The sequence below is a fragment of the Paenibacillus sp. plas6 genome, assembly GCF_057221655.1.
In genome coordinates, this window is record NZ_CM170151.1 from 3,864,147 (window position 1) to 3,885,562 (window position 21,416).

21 protein-coding genes, 2 tRNA genes and 1 riboswitch are annotated in these 21,416 nt (G+C 38.9%); of the genes, 14 read left to right on the plus strand and 9 right to left on the minus strand.

The features are described from left to right. Positions 1-86 precede the first annotated feature (86 nt). A complete protein-coding gene (locus AC2TDL_RS17015; protein WP_484697253.1) occupies positions 87-1,121 on the minus strand; it encodes a YkvI family membrane protein in 1,035 nt (344 codons plus the stop codon). A 234-nt stretch (positions 1,122-1,355) separates the two neighbouring features. On the opposite strand from AC2TDL_RS17015, the gene AC2TDL_RS17020 reads away from it, so the two are divergent. The 5 genes from AC2TDL_RS17020 to AC2TDL_RS17040 all read left to right on the plus strand — a co-directional run bounded on the left by AC2TDL_RS17020 (position 1,356) and on the right by AC2TDL_RS17040 (position 3,929). Further along, positions 1,356-1,928, plus strand: a complete 573-nt coding sequence (locus AC2TDL_RS17020; RefSeq protein ID WP_484697254.1) for a xanthine phosphoribosyltransferase — start codon at positions 1,356-1,358, stop codon at positions 1,926-1,928. Positions 1,929-2,004: 76 nt separating this feature from the next. Continuing rightward, positions 2,005-2,331: a hypothetical protein gene (locus AC2TDL_RS17025; protein ID WP_484697255.1), complete on the plus strand. Its 327-nt coding sequence runs from the start codon at positions 2,005-2,007 to the stop codon at positions 2,329-2,331. 64 nt (positions 2,332-2,395) lie between these two features. Beyond that, positions 2,396-2,608 (plus strand): hypothetical protein, encoded by a 213-nt coding sequence (locus tag AC2TDL_RS17030; protein ID WP_484697256.1) that lies wholly within the window; start codon positions 2,396-2,398, stop codon positions 2,606-2,608. Between the two features lie 27 nt (positions 2,609-2,635). Beyond that, the gene (locus AC2TDL_RS17035; RefSeq protein ID WP_484697257.1) at positions 2,636-3,007 is read left to right on the plus strand and encodes a TFIIB-type zinc ribbon-containing protein; all 372 of its coding nucleotides are present in this window, start codon (positions 2,636-2,638) and stop codon (positions 3,005-3,007) included. 112 nt (positions 3,008-3,119) lie between these two features. Beyond that, complete coding sequence (locus AC2TDL_RS17040; protein WP_484697258.1) at positions 3,120-3,929, plus strand: divergent polysaccharide deacetylase family protein; 810 nt, start codon at positions 3,120-3,122, stop codon at positions 3,927-3,929. On the opposite strand, the gene AC2TDL_RS17045 is transcribed toward AC2TDL_RS17040, so the two are convergent. Next, positions 3,906-4,682 (minus strand): N-acetylmuramoyl-L-alanine amidase family protein, encoded by a 777-nt coding sequence (locus AC2TDL_RS17045; RefSeq protein WP_484697259.1) that lies wholly within the window; start codon positions 4,680-4,682, stop codon positions 3,906-3,908. The two genes, AC2TDL_RS17040 and AC2TDL_RS17045, sit on opposite strands and share 24 nt — an antisense overlap. Before the next feature lie 136 nt (positions 4,683-4,818). On the opposite strand from AC2TDL_RS17045, the gene AC2TDL_RS17050 reads away from it, so the two are divergent. Continuing rightward, positions 4,819-5,013, plus strand: a complete 195-nt coding sequence (locus tag AC2TDL_RS17050; RefSeq protein WP_484697260.1) for a YqzE family protein — start codon at positions 4,819-4,821, stop codon at positions 5,011-5,013. Positions 5,014-5,019: 6 nt separating this feature from the next. Here AC2TDL_RS17050 and AC2TDL_RS17055 read toward each other — a convergent pair whose 3' ends face one another. The 3 genes from AC2TDL_RS17055 to AC2TDL_RS17065 form a co-directional block, all read right to left on the minus strand. After that, the gene (locus tag AC2TDL_RS17055; RefSeq protein ID WP_484697261.1) at positions 5,020-5,892 is read right to left on the minus strand and encodes a hypothetical protein; all 873 of its coding nucleotides are present in this window, start codon (positions 5,890-5,892) and stop codon (positions 5,020-5,022) included. A 156-nt stretch (positions 5,893-6,048) separates the two neighbouring features. Beyond that, a complete protein-coding gene (locus AC2TDL_RS17060) occupies positions 6,049-6,972 on the minus strand; it encodes a YqhG family protein (protein ID WP_484697262.1) in 924 nt (307 codons plus the stop codon). Between the two features lie 13 nt (positions 6,973-6,985). Continuing rightward, entirely contained in the window at positions 6,986-8,722 is a 1,737-nt protein-coding gene (locus AC2TDL_RS17065; protein WP_484697263.1) for a DEAD/DEAH box helicase, read from the minus strand. 178 nt (positions 8,723-8,900) lie between these two features. Between AC2TDL_RS17065 and AC2TDL_RS17070 the strand changes: the two genes are divergently transcribed. From AC2TDL_RS17070 to AC2TDL_RS17080, 3 genes are all read left to right on the plus strand, one after another. After that, positions 8,901-11,564, plus strand: coding sequence for an adenosylcobalamin-dependent ribonucleoside-diphosphate reductase (locus tag AC2TDL_RS17070; protein WP_484697264.1), 2,664 nt, complete (start codon positions 8,901-8,903; stop codon positions 11,562-11,564). A gap of 278 nt (positions 11,565-11,842) precedes the next feature. Further along, a complete protein-coding gene (locus AC2TDL_RS17075; RefSeq protein WP_484697265.1) occupies positions 11,843-12,253 on the plus strand; it encodes a MerR family transcriptional regulator in 411 nt (136 codons plus the stop codon). Beyond that, the gene (locus AC2TDL_RS17080) at positions 12,250-13,167 is read left to right on the plus strand and encodes a DMT family transporter (protein ID WP_484697266.1); all 918 of its coding nucleotides are present in this window, start codon (positions 12,250-12,252) and stop codon (positions 13,165-13,167) included. The genes AC2TDL_RS17075 and AC2TDL_RS17080 overlap by 4 nt, the downstream gene beginning before the upstream one ends. 276 nt (positions 13,168-13,443) lie before the next feature. On the opposite strand, the gene AC2TDL_RS17085 is transcribed toward AC2TDL_RS17080, so the two are convergent. From AC2TDL_RS17085 to AC2TDL_RS17095, 3 genes are read right to left on the minus strand one after another with little or no spacing between them, the layout of a single operon-like run. Further along, positions 13,444-14,175, minus strand: coding sequence for a MerR family transcriptional regulator (locus AC2TDL_RS17085; RefSeq protein ID WP_484697267.1), 732 nt, complete (start codon positions 14,173-14,175; stop codon positions 13,444-13,446). Between the two features lie 9 nt (positions 14,176-14,184). Next, entirely contained in the window at positions 14,185-14,919 is a 735-nt protein-coding gene (locus tag AC2TDL_RS17090) for an ABC transporter permease (RefSeq protein ID WP_484697268.1), read from the minus strand. 2 nt (positions 14,920-14,921) lie between these two features. Next, the gene (locus AC2TDL_RS17095) at positions 14,922-15,632 is read right to left on the minus strand and encodes an ABC transporter ATP-binding protein (RefSeq protein WP_484697269.1); all 711 of its coding nucleotides are present in this window, start codon (positions 15,630-15,632) and stop codon (positions 14,922-14,924) included. A gap of 173 nt (positions 15,633-15,805) precedes the next feature. Between AC2TDL_RS17095 and AC2TDL_RS17100 the strand changes: the two genes are divergently transcribed. The 4 genes from AC2TDL_RS17100 (at position 15,806) to AC2TDL_RS17115 (ending at position 18,971) form a co-directional block, all read left to right on the plus strand. After that, positions 15,806-17,245 carry an IS6 family transposase gene (locus AC2TDL_RS17100; RefSeq protein ID WP_484696056.1) on the plus strand — a complete coding sequence of 480 codons (1,440 nt, stop codon included), beginning with the start codon at positions 15,806-15,808 and terminating at the stop codon, positions 17,243-17,245. A 421-nt stretch (positions 17,246-17,666) separates the two neighbouring features. Next, positions 17,667-18,626, plus strand: a complete 960-nt coding sequence (locus AC2TDL_RS17105) for an IS30 family transposase (RefSeq protein ID WP_484696043.1) — start codon at positions 17,667-17,669, stop codon at positions 18,624-18,626. A 190-nt stretch (positions 18,627-18,816) separates the two neighbouring features. After that, positions 18,817-18,892, plus strand: a tRNA-Asn gene (locus AC2TDL_RS17110). A gap of 3 nt (positions 18,893-18,895) precedes the next feature. Beyond that, positions 18,896-18,971 (plus strand) — tRNA-Val (locus AC2TDL_RS17115). Positions 18,972-19,159: 188 nt separating this feature from the next. On the opposite strand, the gene AC2TDL_RS17120 is transcribed toward AC2TDL_RS17115, so the two are convergent. Further along, positions 19,160-20,509, minus strand: coding sequence for an amino acid permease (locus tag AC2TDL_RS17120; RefSeq protein WP_484697270.1), 1,350 nt, complete (start codon positions 20,507-20,509; stop codon positions 19,160-19,162). A 265-nt stretch (positions 20,510-20,774) separates the two neighbouring features. Beyond that, a riboswitch (glycine riboswitch) is annotated at positions 20,775-20,850 on the minus strand. A 326-nt stretch (positions 20,851-21,176) separates the two neighbouring features. Between AC2TDL_RS17120 and AC2TDL_RS17125 the strand changes: the two genes are divergently transcribed. After that, entirely contained in the window at positions 21,177-21,401 is a 225-nt protein-coding gene (locus AC2TDL_RS17125) for a class I SAM-dependent methyltransferase (RefSeq protein WP_484697271.1), read from the plus strand. Positions 21,402-21,416 lie beyond the last annotated feature (15 nt).

A 21,416-nucleotide genomic window follows, 5' to 3' on the forward strand; every position in this document is an offset into this window, starting at 1 on the left:
TAGTAAAGTTACAGACTAGCTGTACAGCCTGTTTTTGCGAATTAATTGCTGCAATAATTACAGTACTTATTTAAATAGAAATACGTCTACAATCGTTTTCGGGCAATGAGAATAAACCAACCAAGACTAATAAAGCCAAACAATGGATAAAGTAAAGATAATAAATTACCAAAGCCTAATTGGCTCATTAAATAACATATAATTATTGCACTTAGTACAATGAGGGATATAGGCAGCTTCGAACGTTCATGCACTTGTAGTGCTAGACCATAAATATCTGCTAAGAGCGTTGTAAAAACTTCGGCAAAAATGATGGCAATATAGATGTAATAAACAAATGTGCTCAAATTACGAGCAATTCCACCCATAGGAATAGCAAATTGCTGCACACCTGGCATATGTGCAGATAAGGCAATATGACCGACAAGCAGCATAAAGCCAATTCCAACTCCGCCAAGGATAGAGCCCCATTTTATAACGACAGTCTTTTTAGTTTGTGAGCCAATCGGAACTAACACCGCTTGCGCTAAGGCGAGGTTAAAAGCAGTGTATAGAAAAGGAGAGCTTATGGCTGTCCATAATGGATAGTCGGTTTTTATCGTCAGAAAGCTGCGAGTGTTCGGCATCTCAAGCGTATGGAAGAAGATGATTAACGTAAACAGCAGCATGATAGGAACGACAATTGAATTTACGGCAATAATCGCATGAATGCCGCGCAGCAATAATAAAAAGCAAATAAGCGCGGTTATTAATAAACCTAGCTGATAAGGCAGGTCCCAATTCTCTTCAAAAATTGTGCCTGCTCCCGCGAGCATAACAGCGGATACGCCCAGCAAAATAACTAGCATAATGATGCTTATTACGAATCCGAGTTTTTTTCCAAACAGGGCAATGTTAAGATCTTCGTATGATTTAGCTTGAATTTGATTTGCTAGAAGCATCACCTTATAACCTAGCCAAATAAACAGAAAGGTTGCTAGCATAATTGCAAAGGAGCCCCAATTGCCAAACCTCGTGAAAAATTGCAAAATTTCTTGTCCGGTTGCAAAGCCTGCTCCGACAATTGTGCCCATATAAATTGCAGCAATTTGCATTGCTCTAATCCAATCTTGTTTATTCATTTGCTCCCCTCACTTTTTTACAGCGAATAATTGATAAGTGCTACAAATTTGAGTATTTGTACTGTTAGTCATTATATGTAAGGAAGCTGACAAGCATGACAAGCTCTTACAGGAACTGAACATTTTGTTATTTGCAATTTAGAGGCAAATATTTGTAGAATGCTTCTCACCGCTTGCTAGATTAACGGACATATGGTATTTTACTGAAAAGAGTATGAAGCGGAGGTAATCGTTATGGAACAATTAAAGCAACTAATTTTACAGGAATCTGCAATTGTATCAAATGATATTTTACGTATGGATTCCATTATTAATCAGCAAGTAGATCCTTCGCTAATTATGGAAATTGGTAAGGAATTTGCACAAAGATTTTCTGATGAGAAAGTGACAAAGGTCATCACAATCGAGTCATCAGGTATTCCTGCAGCATTTGCTACTGCGTATGAGCTAAATGTACCCTTAGTATTTGCTCGACGTAAGCAAACTGTAATTAATGATCCGGACAGCTATGTTGAACGTGTACCCTCTTTTACAAAAGGGATGGTTTCTGATTTAGTGATTTCTAAGCAATTTCTTAATCCGGAGGATCGTATTCTAATAATTGACGATATTATTGCTAATGGGGATGGAGCTCGCGGATTAGTGAAGATTATTGATTCTGCAGGAGCACAGCTTGTAGGTATGGGAATTGTCGTAGAGAAATCATTCCAAGCAGGTGCTAACTATTTTAGAGAACAGGGCATTCGTGTTGAATCGTTGGTGAAAATCGCTTCACTTGATTCAGGTGAAATCGTATTTAAAGATTAGTTTCCAGCTTAATCTTGTTGAGAGATGCTTCTATTTTCTTATATAATGGAAGTAAGAGCGAAGGGGGACATAATTTATGAAACAGCTTAATGATCAATTTATGTATGATAAAATTGCAAGTGCTAAGTTATCATTTGAACGCGCATTAGACTGTAAGCATACTGAGTTTGATGATTTATATCCTTATATGATTGAGCACCCGCAATTTTTTTGGTATAAGCGCTATGTAGCTTGGTCAGAATTACTTACCATTGTTAAGCTATGCGATGAGCTTTCAATAGCTTGGCAGGATCAATTTTCTGAAAAACAAGTGGAATATATTAATAGTCGCGTTATGTCCTCAAGAGTGCTTGATGAATGGTTCGAAACAAATGATTCAAAAGAACATGCAATAAACGAATAGGGTACAACAAAGTCTTAACGAAATTTGTTTCGTTAAGACTTTTTATTCCTAAGGGAGGGTTAGAATGGTCTCCGAACAGCAATTAGATGCATTTCGTCAATCTGGCGAGCTTGTTAGAGTAGTGCGAGATAATATTGAGGAAAACGATGTAATTGGTATTGTAGTCGCTTGGGATGAGCAATCCGTTATGCTTCGTAAAAAAAATAAACGAGTCGTAAAGCTAAGTCGTACGTATACTTATATTGCAGCAAGTGAAGAAAGACCTAATCTTGTTTAGCAAAAATAAATAAAGGAGATGAAGTCTATGTTATGTCCTGTTTGTGATGGTATTACGTTACGTGAAGTAGAAAAGAATGGCGTTCTTATTGATGTTTGTCCTTCGTGTAAAGGGGTGTGGCTTGATCGAGGTGAGCTGGACAAACTGATGCACGATGTTCATGCCACACATCAAGAATACGAGGAACTGCAATCGTATGTACATAATATTCATGCAAAAGGATTACCAGTAAAGACAATATCTCATTCTCCTTATCCGCCGAACAGCTATCGTTCTAGTATAAGCAAAGGTTATCTCGATAGCTATAAAAGCAAATATTATGGGTATGATAAATACGGCCGACCATATAAGAAAAAGAAAAAAACTGTTTTTTCTATATTAGAGGATTTATTTGATTGAGCAAGAAGGATGAACAGAAGCTGAGCAGCTTCTGTTCATCTTTTTTTGTACATAAATAGTGATGCTGATGGTCAAAATAAAGTAACAAGCTTACTGTAAAGGAGATAAATGGATGAAACAAAGAGTGATTACTTCGATACTTTTCGCAATCATTATCCTATTTTATAATGGGTCTGTTTGCTATGCCCAAGCACAAAAGGCAGAGCGTGAACCCGCAAATTCAAGCGAGCATACTTTAGCTATTGTGATAGACGATCTTGGCAACAATATGGAGGGAACTGACGAAATATTAGCGATTGATGCGCCGCTTACTGTTGCCATTATGCCGTTTCTTCCCAGCTCACAATCGGATGCAGAACGGGCACATGCTGCTGGCCATGAAGTTATTTTACATTTACCAATGGAGCCAAATAAAGGGCTAAAAAGATGGCTTGGGCCTGGCGCGATTACTTCAGACTTAACAGATGAGCAAGTTAGAGAGCGCGTTGAGGCAGCGCTCGCTCAAGTACCATATGCAATCGGTATTAATAATCATATGGGCTCGAAAATAACAGCTAATGAGCGCATTATGCGCGTTGTGCTGCAAGTATGCAAGGAACATAATCTATTTTACTTAGACAGCAAAACAACAGATAAATCAGTTGTAGCTAAGATAGCAAATGAGCTAGGTGTGCCATATGTTGAAAATAAGCTGTTTTTAGACGATGAATATACAGCAATGCACGTACATAAGCAAATGCAAAAGGTTTATCAATTGATAAAGGACAATGCAGCAACGATCATTATTGGTCATGTCGGTATGCCGGGAAAATATACAGCAGCAGAGCTTGCTCGCTCAATTCCAAAATTGCAACAGCACTGCAAAATTGTTTATTTAAGTGAGCTGGTGCGTGCTACTCTAATTGATCCAGAGATAATGTGATATTCCATCGGCAATACTTTCAGCGATTTTTGTTTGCTCTGTGTTCGAGGTGAGACGACGCAAGTCATCGTCATTACTGATAAACCCCATTTCAACAAGAATTGCAGGGGATTTGACATATTTAAGCACATAGAAGCTTTTTACTGCAAGCGGTCGTTTGCGAGTAGCAAACAATTGATTTAACTGCTCTTGTACATGATGAGCCAGCATTGCACTTTCGCCATACGGCTGATGCAATACAAGAGGCCCATGTGCTCTCTTATTTGGCACCGAATTTACGTGCAGGCTAACAAATAATGTATGGTCAATTTCTCGCGTTAATCCCATACGCTGAGATAAATCCTTTAAGTGTCGGGACGAGGTGCGATGCCAACGATTATCATCACTTAGCGCATAATCATGCGTACGATTGAGAATCGTTGGGATTCCACGACTTGTAAGTACCGCATACAGTTTTTTTCCTATCGCCAAATTAATATCTTTTTCCTGAACACTCCCGTTTGTTGCTCCGCCGTCAATCCCGCCATGACCAGCATCAATAATGACTGCTGTAGTCGGCAATAGCTGCTTCATATCGCTATGATGGGCACTCTCTTGCTCATCAGCACTGCTTTCATTTTGTAATAAACTTGCAGCAGAATAAACGATTGAAGTGCGATAGAGCTCATAACAAAGCAAATTACATAGTGCAATGATAAGTAAAAACTTGTTTAAATGATATAAGCCATGTAATCCCCATTTTTTTAGCTTCATAATCAGCCCTCTTTCAACAAAAAGTGTCTTGCATTAGGATGGCATTTTGCTTAAAGTTTCATACGTCGTTTGATTTTTGACTGATGGGGAATACTACAGTTAAGAAGCAGTTCTATAGTAAAAGGAGTGATTGATCGTGGGAAAAATAACTGGTACTGAGTACTTACAATATTTAACTGAACAGTTTGTCGAATATATTGAAAAACCGGCTGAGGAGCGAAAAAAAGCAAAAGAAAGAGCCAAAGCTCAAAAGGAGCAATGGCTTTTCCGTTGGTTTGGTGCCGGAGGCATGGGGATCATGTTTTACTTAAATAAACGTAAAAGTAAGTAATAAGAGCTAATAAACAGTTGGTTCGTAGAAAAATCCTTGCTTCCATAAACTATCATAATCAATATAGCGTGTAAGAGCTTCATTTTCGTCCTGTAATGCGACGTATAAATGAAGCTCATTCCATTTATGATAGCCTGTTACCGAATAGGCAGCAAATACAGTGTTATCCCAGCTTTCTGTTGTATAGCGTATTTGACTGCCTAATTCAATATTTGTTTCAATGGAATAATCATCAATCATTTTGTCATTTAAGACGAAACAGAGCGGATTTCCGGTTAACCAAGGCATTACATCGTAAGGTGAAAAGTATGCTACATTGATCGCGTCTGTCAGCACAGCAGAGGAGTCAGACGGCAAATAAGCGTATTCATCTTCTAATTGAAAAGTGCTTTTACCGGCAATATGTTGTTCCGTAATTGGAAACTGCTCCTGTAGAAAAGGCTCGATGTACGCAATTCCTTCATCAGTTTCCAGCGTTAAGATGACATGAAATGGATCGTAGTAGCTTAATAAGCTGCTATGTTCAGCAAGTAATCGTAAGCTAGTAACATCGCCTACGCCATATTCTCCTAAAATATAACCACCATCCTGTTTAGCATGAACGATCATATAGCCAATAACCTCTTTATCCTGATAGACAAGCACTAGCCAGCTATGTGTACCTGGTCCAAGTGCACTAATCGAAATTGTGGCATCTTTCCATTCCTCAAAGCCTTGCTGCTTTGCTAGTTCCTGCTGCCATTCGTTTACGGCTTGAGAAAGCTCATTTTGCTGTACAGTATGCAATAATGCTATTACCGTATGATAAGCTGCTGGCAAGCCAACTGTAAAAAGTATGCCAGCAAGCTTTATCGTAAGTAATGCAAGCTTTAGTTTCATTTAATCACCTCACTAATGTTAGCGGCTTGTCCTAAGCCGGCCTCTTCACTTATCGTAGCGAATTTGACATAAAAAGGCTGTTAGTTCTTGTCACGCATATTTCCCACAGCGAGCTTCTTTTTTTGTAGACTCTAGTCGTATTACCGTAACTATAGGCTAGTCAATCCCATCGAGATGAAATATTCCGCAATTCATGACAGATGCCGTAACACGAGGTTCATATTGCCAGCGAATTTCCTCCTTGCGTTTTTGTTGTAATTGAACAATTTCTTCTCGTTGATCTTCTTCGGCTCCCTTTAGCAACGGAGAGTAAAAGCTATCTAATCGTGCTAATTCCTCTGCTAGTCTGTTTTGTGCTTCAATTGCCCAGTCATAATTGTAATTTTTTAGTTTCCGCTCAAGATAGGCTTCCGCAATCGCTAATGCCTTGGAATAGGAGATGCCATTTTTCGTAATATGAACATTAGGAGGGATGCGCGGTGTAAGTCGTAAAGACTGTAATTGCTCATAAAAATTTTCGACACAGTGACCTGTAACAAGCGAAATACCTAAGCTGTGCAGCTCTTCACGCTTGCGGTCAGAGCTAAACTCCACAACATAATTAATCCCTAACCAAGCAGTGTATGGCCTGGAGGCATAAGGATTCATTGCACGTTGCTGTGGTTCCTGATAAAGGCATACATAACTGCCATTGCGTTCTGCAGATTGAAAAAGCTGCTGCAGTCGATTAGAGCCAAAATGCAAATGCTCTTGCGGCACTCGCATGATCGGTTTGGCAACAATGCCAAGTGCGCGCTCCAATGCTTTTTCGCCGGCTATTACAGATTCTTGTCGTTGCTCTGGTTGAGCTGCAACAAGTTCATTGTATTTTTCTGGATCAAATACAAAAAGAAAACTCATTGTTTCTGGCGTTTCATTTAAGCGATCGATGAAGCTCCAATAATAGGGGCGGTTTGTAAGCTCTCGGTCTGCTTCAGGGGAGAGCTTTACTTTAATATGATATGGTGATTTTTCTAAGATGGTACAATTTGTTGCTTCCAAATACCGTTGCACAAAACGATATACCTGCTTAGTGTTCATAATAATCACACCTCTATCGTAACGTTTTTTGCTGGTAGGATGTAAACACCTCACCGATGCTGCTAATTTCCTTGCCGAGCTGTTGATGGTTCGTACCACGCAAAATTGCTTTTGCAAGCTGTTGCTCGATAGAGCCGTTATTCGCCTCGATCCGTTCGATAATTTGGTCAAGCTCTCCAATAACCATCTCAAACAGATTTATTTTTTCATGAAGCAAATTTAGGATATGCTCCTCAATCGTATTGACGGTACATAGATTATATATATTCACATCCTGCGTCTGACCAAGACGATGTACGCGACCAATTCGCTGTTCAACACGCATTGGGTTCCAAGGCAGGTCGAAGTTAATCATATTGTTGCAAAATTGCAGATTAATCCCTTCGCCGCCTGCTTCAGTTGCAATAAGCACTCTTGCTTTTCCGCGGAATAAATCCATCATCCAATCTTTTTTACCGCGATTCATCCCGCCACGATAAGGAACAGCAGTAATATTGTGCTTATTAAAAAACTGCAGCAAATACTCTTGGGTTGCTCGATACTCGGTAAACACAATTACTTTATCGTTACATTGCTCGATTATTTCTAATGCCTTTTCTGCTTTTGTATTTGAAGTAATGGCACGAATACATTCCACGAGCTCCCATATTTTTGCGCGAATTGGAGAATCTTCACTTGTTTTCTTAAACATATTGACGAGTGTAAGAAATACAGCGTCACGACTGCTGCATACCTCACGCTGCAAAGTAACAAGGGAAAGGATGCTGCTAATGTCCATTCCTTCTTGATTAGCTTGCTCTTGGACGAATGTTGTGACAGCATCATATAGCGCCTGTTCCTCGTTTGAAAGTGCAAGATTGATATTTCGTACAATTCGTTTTGTAAAATGAATCCCGCCATCACTGCGACGATTCCGAATCATTATCGAGGATAGGGCATTCTGCAATTGCTCCTCATTTTTCGGTAAACGTTTATCAATTACAAAATTGCTATTAAACTCACCTTGTCCCCCTAATTGCCCTGGTTTTAATAATGATATTAAATTAAATAGCTCATCAAGATCGTTTTGAATTGGGGTGGCAGTTAATAGCAGACAGTACTTTTTGCTTAGCTGAACAGCGAACTGATAGTTGCTCGTTTTTTTATTTTTTAATTTATGCGCTTCATCAATAATAATTAAGTCATAATCAGTTGCAAGCACCGTTTCGCGATGCGGCTCGCGCTTTGCTGTATCCAGTGAGGCAACTACGATATCATAGCCCCAGCTATGGGCTTTTCGTTGCGCTACAGCCTGTATGCCAAATTTCGTATTCAGCTCCCGCACCCATTGCAGCACAAGTGAAGCAGGCACTAAAATAAGAGCTTTTTTAACAAGACCGCGCACAATATATTCTTTTAAAATTAACCCTGCCTCAATCGTTTTTCCTAAACCTACCTCATCAGCCAAGATGGCGCGGCCGCCCATTTCATGCAGCACACGTTTAGCTGTTTCGAGTTGATGCTGCATTGGTACAAAGTTAGGCAAGCTTCGCAGGCAAAGCAATTCATCAAATGATTTTATTAACGTCGCCTGTTTAGCCTCGACAGCAAGCTGAAACATACTCCACTGATCCCAAGGGCCATTTTGTTGAATGCGCTGTTGCAGCTCATTAAACCATGTCCGATTAAAATGAAGATTGAGAGAAGGATGAATCTGTTTTTGAACATCAGGCTGAGTGAAATATGGGTTAGAATGGATTGTATTATTCATAGCTTCTCCTTTACAAATCTGTTGCTTAACTCTATTATTGCCCAATCGCTATTAATCATAATCTTATTAAATCGATTTCGAGCGTCACAAAATTGATTAAAAAGTATCATTTGAAAACTAGATATTGTATGTTAATATTAATCTGTATACTATATGTTGAAGGGGTAGGAGTGAGCCCATGAGTAAATTACAAGGATTGAGTGAAAAAATATTTTTGGATCGCTATGCACGAAAAAATGCGGATGCAGCAAATGTCAAGCCCGGTGATACGGTGCTTGTTTTATTAAAGGAAGATCTTTCCTTTCCCGTTAAGGAAGCAGGTGAGGTACTAACTCGTCAAGGCAACGAAGTTGTTGTTCAGTTGCGCAATGGTGAGAAGGTAACTACTACGATTGAGAAGCTCACTCATGCGTTAGAGAAAACGCCTGGGGAAATGTGGGACAGATTAGCGACTGCAATGGCTTCAGTTGAAAACGAGGATAAAAAACAATTGTGGCAGGAACGGTTTCGTTACATACTAGACGATTGGAAGCTCGTTCCAGGCGGAAGAATTGCTGCAGGAGCGGGAACAAGTGACGAATTGACGCTGTTTAACTGTTATGTTATTCCCTCTCCGCATGATAGCCGTGGCGGAATTATGAATACACTTGCAGAAATGACCGAAATTATGGCACGCGGCGGTGGTGTAGGAATTAACTTGTCCTCCCTTCGACCTAAACGTACTACAGTAGTGGGAGTAAATGGAACATCAAGCGGCTCCGTGTCATGGGGCGGATTGTTTAGCTATACAACCGGCTTAATCGAGCAAGGCGGCAGTCGTCGCGGGGCATTAATGTTAATGCTAAATGACTGGCATCCTGATTTGCTTGATTTTATAACGGTTAAGCAAACAATGGGTAAAATTACAAATGCGAATCTGTCTGTATGTATTAGCGATGGCTTTATGGATGCTGTTAAACACGATAAGGAGTGGGATCTCGTATTCCCTGATACAACGGACCCGGAATATGATGAAATTTGGAACGGTGATTTAGCAGCATGGCGCAAACTTGGCAAACCAGTCATTGTACACCGTACGGTGAAGGCAAGAGAAGTATGGAGCACAATTATTGAATCTGCTTGGAAATCTGCAGAGCCAGGCGTTGTCTTTATGGAACGTTATAATAATATGTCGAACAGCTGGTATTTTAATCCGATTATTTGTACAAATCCGTGTGGTGAACAAGGGCTGCCTGCATGGGGTGTATGTAATTTATCTGCAATTAATTTATCTAAGTTTTATGATGAAAAAAATCATGATGTCGATTGGAAAGAGTTGGCTAAAGTTACCCGCTGGTCAGTTCGTTTTCTAGATAACGTAATTGATCGCACGCCTTATCATTTTCCGGAGAATGAAGCGAATCAGAAGAAAGAACGCAGAATTGGTCTTGGCTCGATGGGGCTTGCCGAGCTAATGATTAAGCTGCGTATTCGCTATGGTTCACCTGAATCACTTGAATTTTTGGACAAGCTATATAGCTTTATCGCCAAAGAGGCTTACTTGGCATCCTCAGAAATTGCAGGAGAAAAAGGCAGCTTTGGTGCATTTGATAAAGATCTTTATGTACAAAGCGGCTTTATGAAGGTATTAATTGAACGATTCCCAGAGGTAGGCGAGGCAATTGCCAAAAATGGAATGCGCAATGTAACAGTAATTACCCAAGCGCCAACTGGTTCAACAGGAACTATGGTCGGCACGTCCACAGGAATTGAGCCATATTTTGCCTTCAAATATTATCGCCAAAGCCGACTAGGATTTGATGAGCAATATGTGCCAATTGCCCAAGAATGGCTGGATAAGCATCCAGGAGAGCCGCTGCCAGACTATTTCGTCACAGCAATGAGCTTAAGTGCTGAAGATCATATTCGTGTACAAGCAGCAATTCAACGCTGGGTAGACAGCTCGATTTCTAAAACTGCAAACTGTCCAAATGATTTTACAATCGAGGAAACAGAAAAGCTGTATGAACTTGCTTATGAACTCGGCTGTAAAGGAGTTACGATTTACCGTGACGGCAGCCGTGATACCCAAGTACTATTAACAGATGAGAAAAAAGATGCTGACAAAGAAACAAAGGCTGTTGCTGTTTCAGCTGAGCAAGACAGTTTGCAGCAGTCGACAACCGCTGCTGAGCAAGAAAACAGCGAGCAATTAGATGGAGCGATGGATAGCAAGGGATTAACAAGACCGCCAGCGCTCGGTGAAGATCGTCAATATAAACGTCGTCCGCAAGTGCTGCAAGGTGCAACCTATAAAATGAACACACCGCTTGGTATGGCTTATATTACGATCAATGATCTGGATGATGTGCCTACTGAAATTTTCTTAATCGTTGGTAAAGCAGGCTCTGACGTATTTGCTATGGCGGAAGCACTTGGGCGCGTATGTTCATTGTTCCTACGCTATGGCGACCATGGTAATAAAACACAACTTCTTATTAAGCATTTGAAAGGTATCGGCGGTACTGGAGCAATTGGTTTTGGTCACAATCGTGTCGAGTCAATTGCAGATGCAGTAGCAAAAGCGTTAGAAATGCATCTAAATAACAAAGCGAACAGAACGGATCAATATGCGTATGAGCAGCAAGATGAAGGAAAGCAGCAGTTAAACTCTGATTACAAGGGAGCTGCAGCAGCAACAGAGCAGCAGACAGCAGCAAGTGAAAGCAACCATTACGCAGCAACACATGCGTCTGGCACAGGCTCGCATGTCGATCTATGTCCAAGCTGTGGGTCTGCTAGTCTTATTAATATTGAAGGCTGCAAGCAATGTACGTCTTGCGGATATAGCCGTTGTGGCTAAAAGTTAAGTTGGAATGCTTGGTGTATTGCATTGTGATGAATCATCTAATTTGCAAAAATGAGCATTTTGGTAAAATTATAGTTTTTGATTCATATTCACTAGAATATATAAACAATAAAGAGCGGCTGGACACGTGCAACCGCTCTTTATTGTTTAAGGCTTATTTTACACAATAAGTTACCTGCCTTCCGTAATAAATCGTAAAATATTTTTTTATTTACTTGACTTAGAGTAAACTCTAAGTTATAGACTTTTTTAAGAAGAAAGGAGAGTTTATTTTGTATTCCATTAGTGAGGTTGAAAAAAGAACGGAGATTAGTTCTTATACATTGAGATACTATGAAAAAATGGGGTTGCTTCCTCCGTCAAAAAGAAAAGTCGGAGGTCAACGAATGTACACGGAAGAGGACGTTCGTTTCATAAAGTTCATTAAAAGTTTAAAGCAAACAGGTATGTCACTAGAAGATATTAAGGAATTTGTAAAAGATGGTTGTATTTTAGAAAGGATTCATTCGGATATCGAAACGAAAGAACTCACCCCATCAATAAATAGACGAATTGAGATATTAACTAAGCACTTAGAGAAAATGGAAGAAAAAAAGAAGGAGTTAGATGAAATTATTTCTACAACAAAGCTAAAACTGGATACTTATTATTCTATATTAGAAGAGGACGAGCAAAGAAAGTGAAGCATTTAAAAATATACTTGATGTTAATAGGCTTCTCCTTTTTTACGGGAGCAACCTTTAATCTTGCAAAATATACAGTCGCGTATTTTTCACCCGCATCTGCTGCAGCATGGCGTTTTGGCTTAGCTGCTGTTGTTATGTTAATGATTTTAATCTTCACGGAAGGTGTAAAGAAAAGTCATTTGCAAAAGAATGCTTTTTGGTATGTTATGCGTGGGATTGTTGGAATATTTGGTTTTAATACTTTGTTTTTTGTAGGTTTGAAATATACATCTCCCGTGAACGGGGCATTAATTATGGGGTTGAATCCTTTATTAACAACGATTTTTGCTCGAATTATATTAAAGGATAACATAACAAAAAGAGGGGTAATAGGTATATTCTTCGCTTTCATTGGTGTATTGCTAGTTATTACGCAGGGTTCTATTGAGACTATTAAAACCCTATCAATTTCAGGTGGAGACTTCATTATATTTGCAGGAAACGTCTGCTGGGCACTTTATGGAGTACTTGGACGTCGATTTATAAAGGATGGCACGACACTATCTACAACCACATTTACTATGATAATCGGTGCTGCTAGTCTAATAGTGTTTTCTCTTTTTACGTCTAACCCTGTTCCGTTAATGAATATTCCAATTGGTGCATGGGGAGCAATTGCTTTCATGGCTTTTTTTACAAGTGTCCTTGGTTACCTATGGTGGAATCAAGGTATAAAAGAGATTGGTGCAAGTAAAACATCATTATTTTTTAACCTAGTTCCTGTCGTGACGATGATTATTTCCCTTGTTATCGGAATTCCGATAACTGTAATTCAAATTATTGGAGCTTTTTTAGTGATAATCGGTGTTTTAGCTGCATCGGGGATAATAAATCTTCCTAATGTTCATCGTAAAAAACATTCAGTGGTATAAGAGGCTTGAAGTGAATCTTTTTATTGATGCAATAATCAATTTTGACAAAGAGCGGCTGGACACGTGCAACCGCTCTTTGGTTTTAAAACTTGTAAGTTTATTGCTACCATAAGTAATCAGTATTCTATTCAAAATTACTACTAGCAAAAATTATCGCTAAAGACGGTTTTCCAGCAACATATCATTAAATATAAAGTGTTTAACTTGTTATTAGCAAGTTCATTTATGAAAATATCCATACTAAATATATTATTAAAGGGCTGCATTCCGTTACTGTTATTCAAATTTGGGTTTTTCATCAAATAAAGCTAATGTATGTTTAGCATCTGATATAGCCTCTAGTAGTGATGTGGCTAATTGATCCGTCACTGATACAATATCTTCCTCATCCGTTGGTGTATTTAATATTAAGACAATATCCGGATTGGGTTGATGAATTTGCTTAAGTAAACGTAATATGGCATTAATAGAATAATGGGCACTTCTTAAACTTCGTATAACTCGCAGTTGATCAAGTTCTTGTTCACCATATACTCGTTTTCCATTAGATAGTCTAGGAACTGTAATAAGTCCGTTACGTTCCCAATTTCGTAAAGCTTCAGTTGTAACATCTAGAAGCAATGCTACTTCCTTTCGAGAATAAGTACAAGAATTAACAATAGATTCTTTTCTTAACCATTTCTCAACTACTTTTGTAGCAGATAGAGCATGATTATATTCGCGTTTTAAATTTGCAAGATAATCTATCGTTAATTGTTGAGCCCTCGTAAAATCCTCTTTACCACACGCATATACAATTGCGCGAGCCTTTTTTCGAAGATTACCTTGTATAATTTCGCATCGAAAGAGGGTTCGCGCGACTCTTAACTGAAACAAATGGATATTCGAATAAATACGATAGCCGTTTGCTTTTCTTGGAACAGGGGAAATATAGCCCCATTTCTCATAAATGCGAACAGTGTTGGGATGTACTCCCACAAGTGCTGCTATTTCATTGGTTTTGTACACCCAATACACCTACTTCCATTTAAAGAATTTTACTGCCCCCCATAATCCAATTACAATGCAAAGAGTTAAAATCAAGATATGGATAAGTCCATCTGTTAGTGCTGCACCAGTACTTGTCTGCTTTAGTAAATGAATTCCGTGTGAGAGCGGTAAAATATCCATAATCCATTGAAATGATCGAGGCATGACTTCGTATGGAATCGTTGCTCCTGAAAACAGTAGCATTGTAAAGTAAGCAACTGAACTCCAAACATTTGCTGACTTTTGGTCAGGCACTAAGCTACCAATGAAAATGCCAATGCTAAATATCGCTAAAATAATAAAAAAGTAAGTTATAAGAAATATTGCCCATGATCGCTTTAGTTCATAATCAAATAATAGATGATAAACAAGTGAAACACCAATAAAGGATACGAGTGCTGAAGAAAGCTGAATTAATCCTTGTGCAAATAAAATTTGGAGAGGCGATGTAGGTGTTACTTGGAATCTCTTCAATATTCCTCTATGACGGTAATCTGCAATAGTTAGAGGTACCCCCATAACGCCAGTTGCTAGAATGCCAATTGTAATGACAGCTGCATACGATAATTCAAAGTTAGAAGCACCGACTGCATTGTCCTTACTTAGTAAATATCCAAAGACTGTAGCTAAAATAATCGGGAAGCAAATTCCAAATATAAAAATATCAATGCCCCGCCAAACGAGCTTGCCTTCTATTTTTAATAGTGTAAGAAATGTATTCATACTTAATCCTCCTCGCCTGAGAAATGTAGATACGCATCTTCTAGTGTAGCTTTTTCACTAGCTTTAAGTGCCTCCTGAATAGTACCATGAAAGACCGTCTCACCATTTTTTAGAATCAAGATCTTATCACATAATAATTCAACCTCGTCCATGTAATGTGAAGTTAACACAATTGCCAACCCTCTTTTTTTCATTGATAAAAGCTGCTTCCAAAGTATGCGTCGAGCCTTTGTATCTAACCCTGTCGTAAGCTCATCAAGAAATACTAGCTTAGGGTTTGATATTAATGCTAACAGTACTGCTAAACGTTGTCGTTCTCCGCCGGAAAGAGATTTTACAAGTTGAGTTTCCTTTTCAGCTAGACCAAATGTTTGCAACAATGATGATACATCAGCGGTTTGTTTATAAAGAGCCTTCCATTGCTGGCACGCTTCACGAATTGTTATTTTATCTTGAAAATTTGATTCTTGAAATTGTACCCCCACCTCTTGAAAAACTTCCTTGCGATGGAGAATCGGTGATTTTCCGAGCAATAAGAGCTCTTCGTACTTGCTTTTTTCAATTCCAAGTACAGCCGCAATTGTAGAGGATTTTCCTGCTCCGTTTGCTCCCAGTAAGCCAATTACCTCACCAGATTTGACACAAAAACTAATGTTATTAACAGCCAGTTTAGTACCGTATGTGACCGATAAATTTTTAACGGTTAAAACCATATTAGTCCCTCCTTATTAGATTCCGTATTGTAAAAACTTTATATATATAATTGAGGGTTTTCCTTGATATATAAGTCTCGGAAAGCAAAAAACTTGCCACCCCCATAGTTTTAGGTTAAAAGTAAGGTTACCACACCGAACACTTAATCCCAAACAACTAGGAAGTGACAAGTTTGTATCCTCAATTATTAACCTATTTACTTGAATTTATCAAGTACCAAGATCAAATTATTAAAACTTTACTTACTCTTCTTATCGGTAAAAACATGTTTGATAAACCTAAAGAAGAGCCAATCAATAAACCATATCGTAAGCTTCAGGTGGATGATCTTCCGATCAACGAAACTCTTCAGAAGCTTGATTATCGAATCCTTCTAACAGAATACCTAGAGAAAAACGGTAAACATCTAAAGCCTGTTCAAAGGCGTTTGAATGCAAAGACGACTGTACCTAAATCTATGAACTGTCCGAAGTGTGGTGCTCCATCGGATTATCTTTATGCCAATAATGGGGGCAAAGGACAGTATCAATGTAAGGTATGTTCCTGTCTGTTTAATGATAAGAGCCGCTATTTGAAAGAGGCCATTTTAAAGTGTCCTCATTGTTCTAAGACTCTTGAAAAAATCAAAGAGCGAAAAGACTTTAACGTGTTCAAGTGTAAAAATAATGATTGTCCCTATTACCAAAAGAAACTAAATGGTATGTCTTCGAAAGAGAAGAGACAGTTTAAAAAAGATCCTCAATCCTTTAAGTTAAGATACATTTTCCGGCAGTTTCACATCGATTTTCAGCCATTGTCTAAGTCTTCCCCCAAAAAGCCCAAGGTTGATTTATCCAGGCTGTATGCGTCGCCACATACTTTGGGGCTCATTTTAACCTATCATGTCAACTATGGACTTTCGGCCCGTAAAACAGCTGCACTCATGAAAGATGTACATGGGGTAAGCATATCGCATCAAAGTATTTTAAATTATGAGAATGCAGTTGCCCTAATACTTAAGCCTTACGTAGATTATTATCCCTACGAACTTTCTGACCAGTTCTGTGGAGACGAAACCTACATCAAGGTGAATGGGCGTTGGCATTACTTGTTTTTCTTCTTTGATGCGGTAAAAAAGATTATTTTGTCTTACCCAGTATCGCCAAATCGGGATACAGTGTCAGCAATCCGTGCCATTGATGATGTCTTAATGAAACTGAAAGAGATTCCTAAAGATCTTACATTTGTGGTGGATGGCAATCCGATTTATCTCTTAGCTCAGCACTTTTTCGCTCAACACGATATTCAGTTCGACATCAAGCAGGTTATTGGACTTACCAATGAAGATCCTGTGTCAACGGAGTATAGGCATCTCAAACAAGTTATCGAAAGACTAAATCGCACATTTAAAGGCAATTATCGTTCAACACACGGGTTTGGATCCGAACAAGGATCTGTTTCTTTTGTGACCCTGTTTGTAGCTTACTTTAACTTTTTAAGGCCTCATTCTGCATTAGAAGGTAAGGTGCCAGTGCTTAATCCAGAGTTACTGCAGCTCCCGAATATGCCTGCGAGATGGACTAAACTGATCGCTTTAGCACAACAATGGATTAACGAACAACAACCAGCCTAACTTTTTGGTTTAGCAGAGCCCGAAGTAAAAACGAGCAATCGGCGGAGCGAACTCTTGACAAACCGAACTAGCCAATGGTTTAAAATGGAAAAACCAAGGGCTATTTAGCATGCCTTCTTTTTGTCCCCGTCGCCCTTGTTAAAGTAGAGTCAAACCATTGGCGTGTTTGTCAAGAGCGATTGCGTGGCCTTTCCACCCAACAAATGGGAGACGACCCGAACACCTATTGAGTTTTCATAGAACTTTTGACACTACCTTAGATTCGGAAATAAATATATCAAAGGGGGGAGGGGGTGGTGTTAAATTGGAGGGTTTTTTATATGATAGATTGTAATATGAAGTGCGACACCTAAAAAAATAACCCATGACGAAAACTCGTGTAGAATGAAGTTACCACACACCATCTACAAGGAGGCTCGTCATGAGCTATACACATCTTACCATAAACGAGCGTATAAAAATAGAAACATTATTTCATTTAGGCTGGAGTGCGAGAGCCATTGCACAGCAGATCAAACGCCATCATTCTACGGTGTCTCGTGAGCTTCATCGTTTGAATACCTCGTCTTCTGCTTATGAGGCTAGCGATGCGCAAGCAGATTACCAGCGCAAACGCATGCAAAGCAAGCCTAAAGGGAAGTGGACGAAAGAAAGAGAACATTACCTTACTCAAACCTTGGCTGCAACGTGGTCCCCAGAACAAATTGAAGGGCGCATGAAACAAGACTATCCTGAGCAAGCGGTATCCTTCAAAACCATTTACCGCTGGATTTACCAAGGTAGGCTAGTCCAAGGGAACACCATCTTCTTACGACAGAAGGGAAAGCGTAGAAAGCCTCGTGAAAGCAGAGGTCGCTTTAATCTCGGGTTATCCATCAGGCAACGTCCAAAAGAAGTGAAGCAACGTGAATCCTTTGGTCATTGGGAGCTTGATACTGTCGTTTCTAGCCGTGGTAAAAGTAAAGGCTGCTTGGCTACTTTTGTTGAGCGAAAAACACGCTATTACCACGCTGTAAAAATGCCAGACCGTTCAGCGGCATCTATGGAGCAAGCGGTTGCTACGGTGCTAGAAGAACTCGCGTTGCCTATGCTCACAGCTACCGTTGACCGTGGAAAGGAATTCGCCTGCCATCAAGCATTGTTAGAAGAGCATGGCTTGACGGTATACTTTGCTGATCCATATTCATCTTGGCAAAGAGGCAGTAACGAAAATGCAAATGGACTTCTCCGAGAATTCTTTCCTAAGAAGTACGACTTAAACACCGTTGATCAAGCTGAACTTCAATGTGCTTTGGATTTAATTAACCATAGACCACGCAAATGTCTGAATTGGAAAACTTCTCATGAGGCAGTTATGGAAGAGTTGTCGCACTTAGCTTGACAATCTATCATATAAATAAGCCCCACTTACACCTAATCCCTAAAGAAGAATACATTAATTAGCTGAATATATTAGTATAATTTTTTTGTAAAAGGGGTTGTCAATGTAATTGACTTATATTAAAATAAAAGTCCAGCAACTTCGTGTAGCTGGACAAATTGTCAGTACAACTTTACATAGTACTTATTGTTCCCTGATAGCTCAGTCGGTAGAGCACTCGACTGTTAATCGAGTTGTCACAGGTTCGAGTCCTGTTCGGGGAGCCAGTTGGAGGATTAGCTCAGCTGGGAGAGCATCTGCCTTACAAGCAGAGGGTCGGCGGTTCGATCCCGTCATCCTCCACCATTAATAAATATCCTTTAAAGTAAACCATCAATTAAACTGATGGTTTTTTTGTTTTTATCTATCCGTTCGGCCAACTAAGCTCAATAATTGGTGCTACAGGTGTGCAAGGGGATAGCAGGTTATACAAAAAGCGGTTGGAAGGAACCAACCGCTTTTTTACTATAATTTATTTACTTTAATTATGATCTCTATTTAAATGATTTCATATTCTTTTTTGCACGAATTCGATATAAAACGATAAGTATCATAAACCAAATTGGTGTTAGTAATATTGCCGTGCGTGTCGATTCAGCATAAAGCATTATCCCTAATAAAAAGACGAAGAACGTTAACACGACATAGTTTATAAAAGGAGTAAGAGGCGCTTTAAATGTTGAAGCTTCATGTGACGCTCTGTTTTTCTTATTATAAATAATGTGTGAAATTAAAATAATACTCCATACCCATATAAAACAAATAGCACTAATAGTTGTTACTAAGCTAAATGCATCGTCTGGCATAAATTTGCTAAGCAAGGCGCCAACTGATACGACAATCGTTGAAACAACTAATGCATTTTTAGGTACACCTCGATGATTTAATTTTGCAAGTTTTGTATTCGCTTGGTTATTTAAACCTAGGTTATACATCATACGGCTTGTTGAAAACATCCCTGAGTTCCCTGCGGATGCTGCTGATGTTAATACAACTAAGTTAAGTAGACCCGCAGCAAACGGAATACCCGCTAACGTAAATACTTGTACAAACGGTGAGCTATTTGCATTCATTGTATCCCAAGGGTTAATTGCTAAAATAACGAACAATGCACCAATATAAAATAGCAAAATTCGTATCGGCAGTTTATTAATTGCTGTTGGAATATTTTTCTTTGGATCAGCGGTCTCAGCTGCTGTAACTCCGATAACCTCTACTCCTACAAATGCAAAAACAACCATTTGAAATGAGAGTAAAAACCCCTCTATACCGTTAGGGAATAGTCCACCATGAGCCCATAAATTTGATACACTAGTTGTACCTACATCTGTTTGCAAACCAGTAATGATCATATATAAGCCGATAATAATCATTGCAATGATTGTCACAATTTTAATAAGAGCAAACCAAAACTCTAATTCTCCAAACAGTTTTACAGTTAATAAGTTTAAAATCAGTAGTACAACTACACAGATAAGTGAAGGAACCCATTGCGGAATATCAAACCAGTATTGTGTGTACATGCCTACTGCAATGACGTCTGCCATTGCTGTCATAATCCAACAGAACCAATATGTCCACCCCGTTACATAACCTGCCCACGGACCGATATATTCAGTTGCAAAATCGGTAAATGTTTTGTAACCTGCATTGGACAATAATAACTCCCCAAGGGCACGCATAACAAAAAATACTACAATACCGACAATTAAATATGCCAAAATAATACTTGGTCCAGCAAGGGCAATCGCCTTACCTGAACCTAAAAATAATCCAGTACCAATTGTACCGCCAATTGCTATAAGCTGAACGTGACGACTTTTTAAATCTCGCTTTAGCTCCATGATGATGCCTCCAAGATAAATTTCTTGAAACAATATAGCTGAATAACTGAGCGAGTTCACTTACGGATGTTTTGAGGGATTTCTTTGTGAAAATAAAGCAAAAGGAAATCCATATAGAAAACAAAAGAGACTAGTGGAAATAGCACTAGTCTCATTAAACGTTAGAATAACAAAAAACTGTAACATGTTAAAGTAAAAAATCAAATGACGTAAACTGGTCACAGTAACTTAACATTCAAGTTCTTAAGCTAAAGAAAGCTTGCTTTATTACCCTTCTGTCCTTTTGCCTGAGATAGTGAACCCTTCGGCGACGCTAAGACGTTCTCTCCAGAAAATGCTCCTGTAATAGTTTAACCCAAAGCATTCAACGCGTTGTCTTTACTTGCTGAAAGCAAGTTGATATGTTATTTCAAGATAATAGCTATGTTATCAGCACTTCAAGTGTTTTGCAACAAATGAAATATTAAAATTTTTAGACAGAAGAATATTCCATGAAAAATGATCCCAAAATTGTTAAATTAAACTCGTAAGACAACTATATCGTGACGATTCTCTGCATCGTAAAAGAGACTAATGAGTATGATAAGACACATAATCAAAATTTAATATTGATATTTGGCTGTTAATTCAACGACTAGCTCCCTTCGTTCAAGAAGCAGTTGGAAAAATGGATAGCGATAAAGAAGCGATTATGCTTGCACAAAAGCGATTGTTACAGAACGATAATGTATCACTCATTACTGGAGACTTTCTTAACAATCCCAAATTAAGTGAAAATGAACAGTTTGCTACTATAATATGTGTAGCAACATTACATACTCTATTACGTGGAGCAAACCGTAAGTTAAAAAGTTGGCTTGCAGCGTTAAGGGGATATAAACTTCGTTATTGAATATTAAAAAAACTG

What these genes read in the sequence shown, in the direction of transcription:
- AC2TDL_RS17025 (WP_484697255.1), top strand. Translation starts at nt 2,005, where the DNA reads ATGAAACAGCTTAATGATCAATTTATGTATGATAAAATTGCAAGTGCT.
- AC2TDL_RS17095 (WP_484697269.1), bottom strand. Translation starts at nt 15,632, where the DNA reads ATGGTTTTAACCGTTAAAAATTTATCGGTCACATACGGTACTAAACTG.
- AC2TDL_RS17120 (WP_484697270.1), bottom strand. Translation starts at nt 20,509, where the DNA reads ATGGAGCTAAAGCGAGATTTAAAAAGTCGTCACGTTCAGCTTATAGCA.
- AC2TDL_RS17040 (WP_484697258.1), top strand. Translation starts at nt 3,120, where the DNA reads ATGAAACAAAGAGTGATTACTTCGATACTTTTCGCAATCATTATCCTA.
- AC2TDL_RS17020 (WP_484697254.1), top strand. Translation starts at nt 1,356, where the DNA reads ATGGAACAATTAAAGCAACTAATTTTACAGGAATCTGCAATTGTATCA.
- AC2TDL_RS17035 (WP_484697257.1), top strand. Translation starts at nt 2,636, where the DNA reads ATGTTATGTCCTGTTTGTGATGGTATTACGTTACGTGAAGTAGAAAAG.
- AC2TDL_RS17030 (WP_484697256.1), top strand. Translation starts at nt 2,396, where the DNA reads ATGGTCTCCGAACAGCAATTAGATGCATTTCGTCAATCTGGCGAGCTT.
- AC2TDL_RS17015 (WP_484697253.1), bottom strand. Translation starts at nt 1,121, where the DNA reads ATGAATAAACAAGATTGGATTAGAGCAATGCAAATTGCTGCAATTTAT.
- AC2TDL_RS17045 (WP_484697259.1), bottom strand. Translation starts at nt 4,682, where the DNA reads ATGAAGCTAAAAAAATGGGGATTACATGGCTTATATCATTTAAACAAG.
- AC2TDL_RS17125 (WP_484697271.1), top strand. Translation starts at nt 21,177, where the DNA reads ATGGATAGCGATAAAGAAGCGATTATGCTTGCACAAAAGCGATTGTTA.
- AC2TDL_RS17055 (WP_484697261.1), bottom strand. Translation starts at nt 5,892, where the DNA reads ATGAAACTAAAGCTTGCATTACTTACGATAAAGCTTGCTGGCATACTT.
- AC2TDL_RS17060 (WP_484697262.1), bottom strand. Translation starts at nt 6,972, where the DNA reads ATGAACACTAAGCAGGTATATCGTTTTGTGCAACGGTATTTGGAAGCA.
- AC2TDL_RS17105 (WP_484696043.1), top strand. Translation starts at nt 17,667, where the DNA reads ATGAGCTATACACATCTTACCATAAACGAGCGTATAAAAATAGAAACA.
- AC2TDL_RS17090 (WP_484697268.1), bottom strand. Translation starts at nt 14,919, where the DNA reads ATGAATACATTTCTTACACTATTAAAAATAGAAGGCAAGCTCGTTTGG.
- AC2TDL_RS17065 (WP_484697263.1), bottom strand. Translation starts at nt 8,722, where the DNA reads ATGAATAATACAATCCATTCTAACCCATATTTCACTCAGCCTGATGTT.
- AC2TDL_RS17070 (WP_484697264.1), top strand. Translation starts at nt 8,901, where the DNA reads ATGAGTAAATTACAAGGATTGAGTGAAAAAATATTTTTGGATCGCTAT.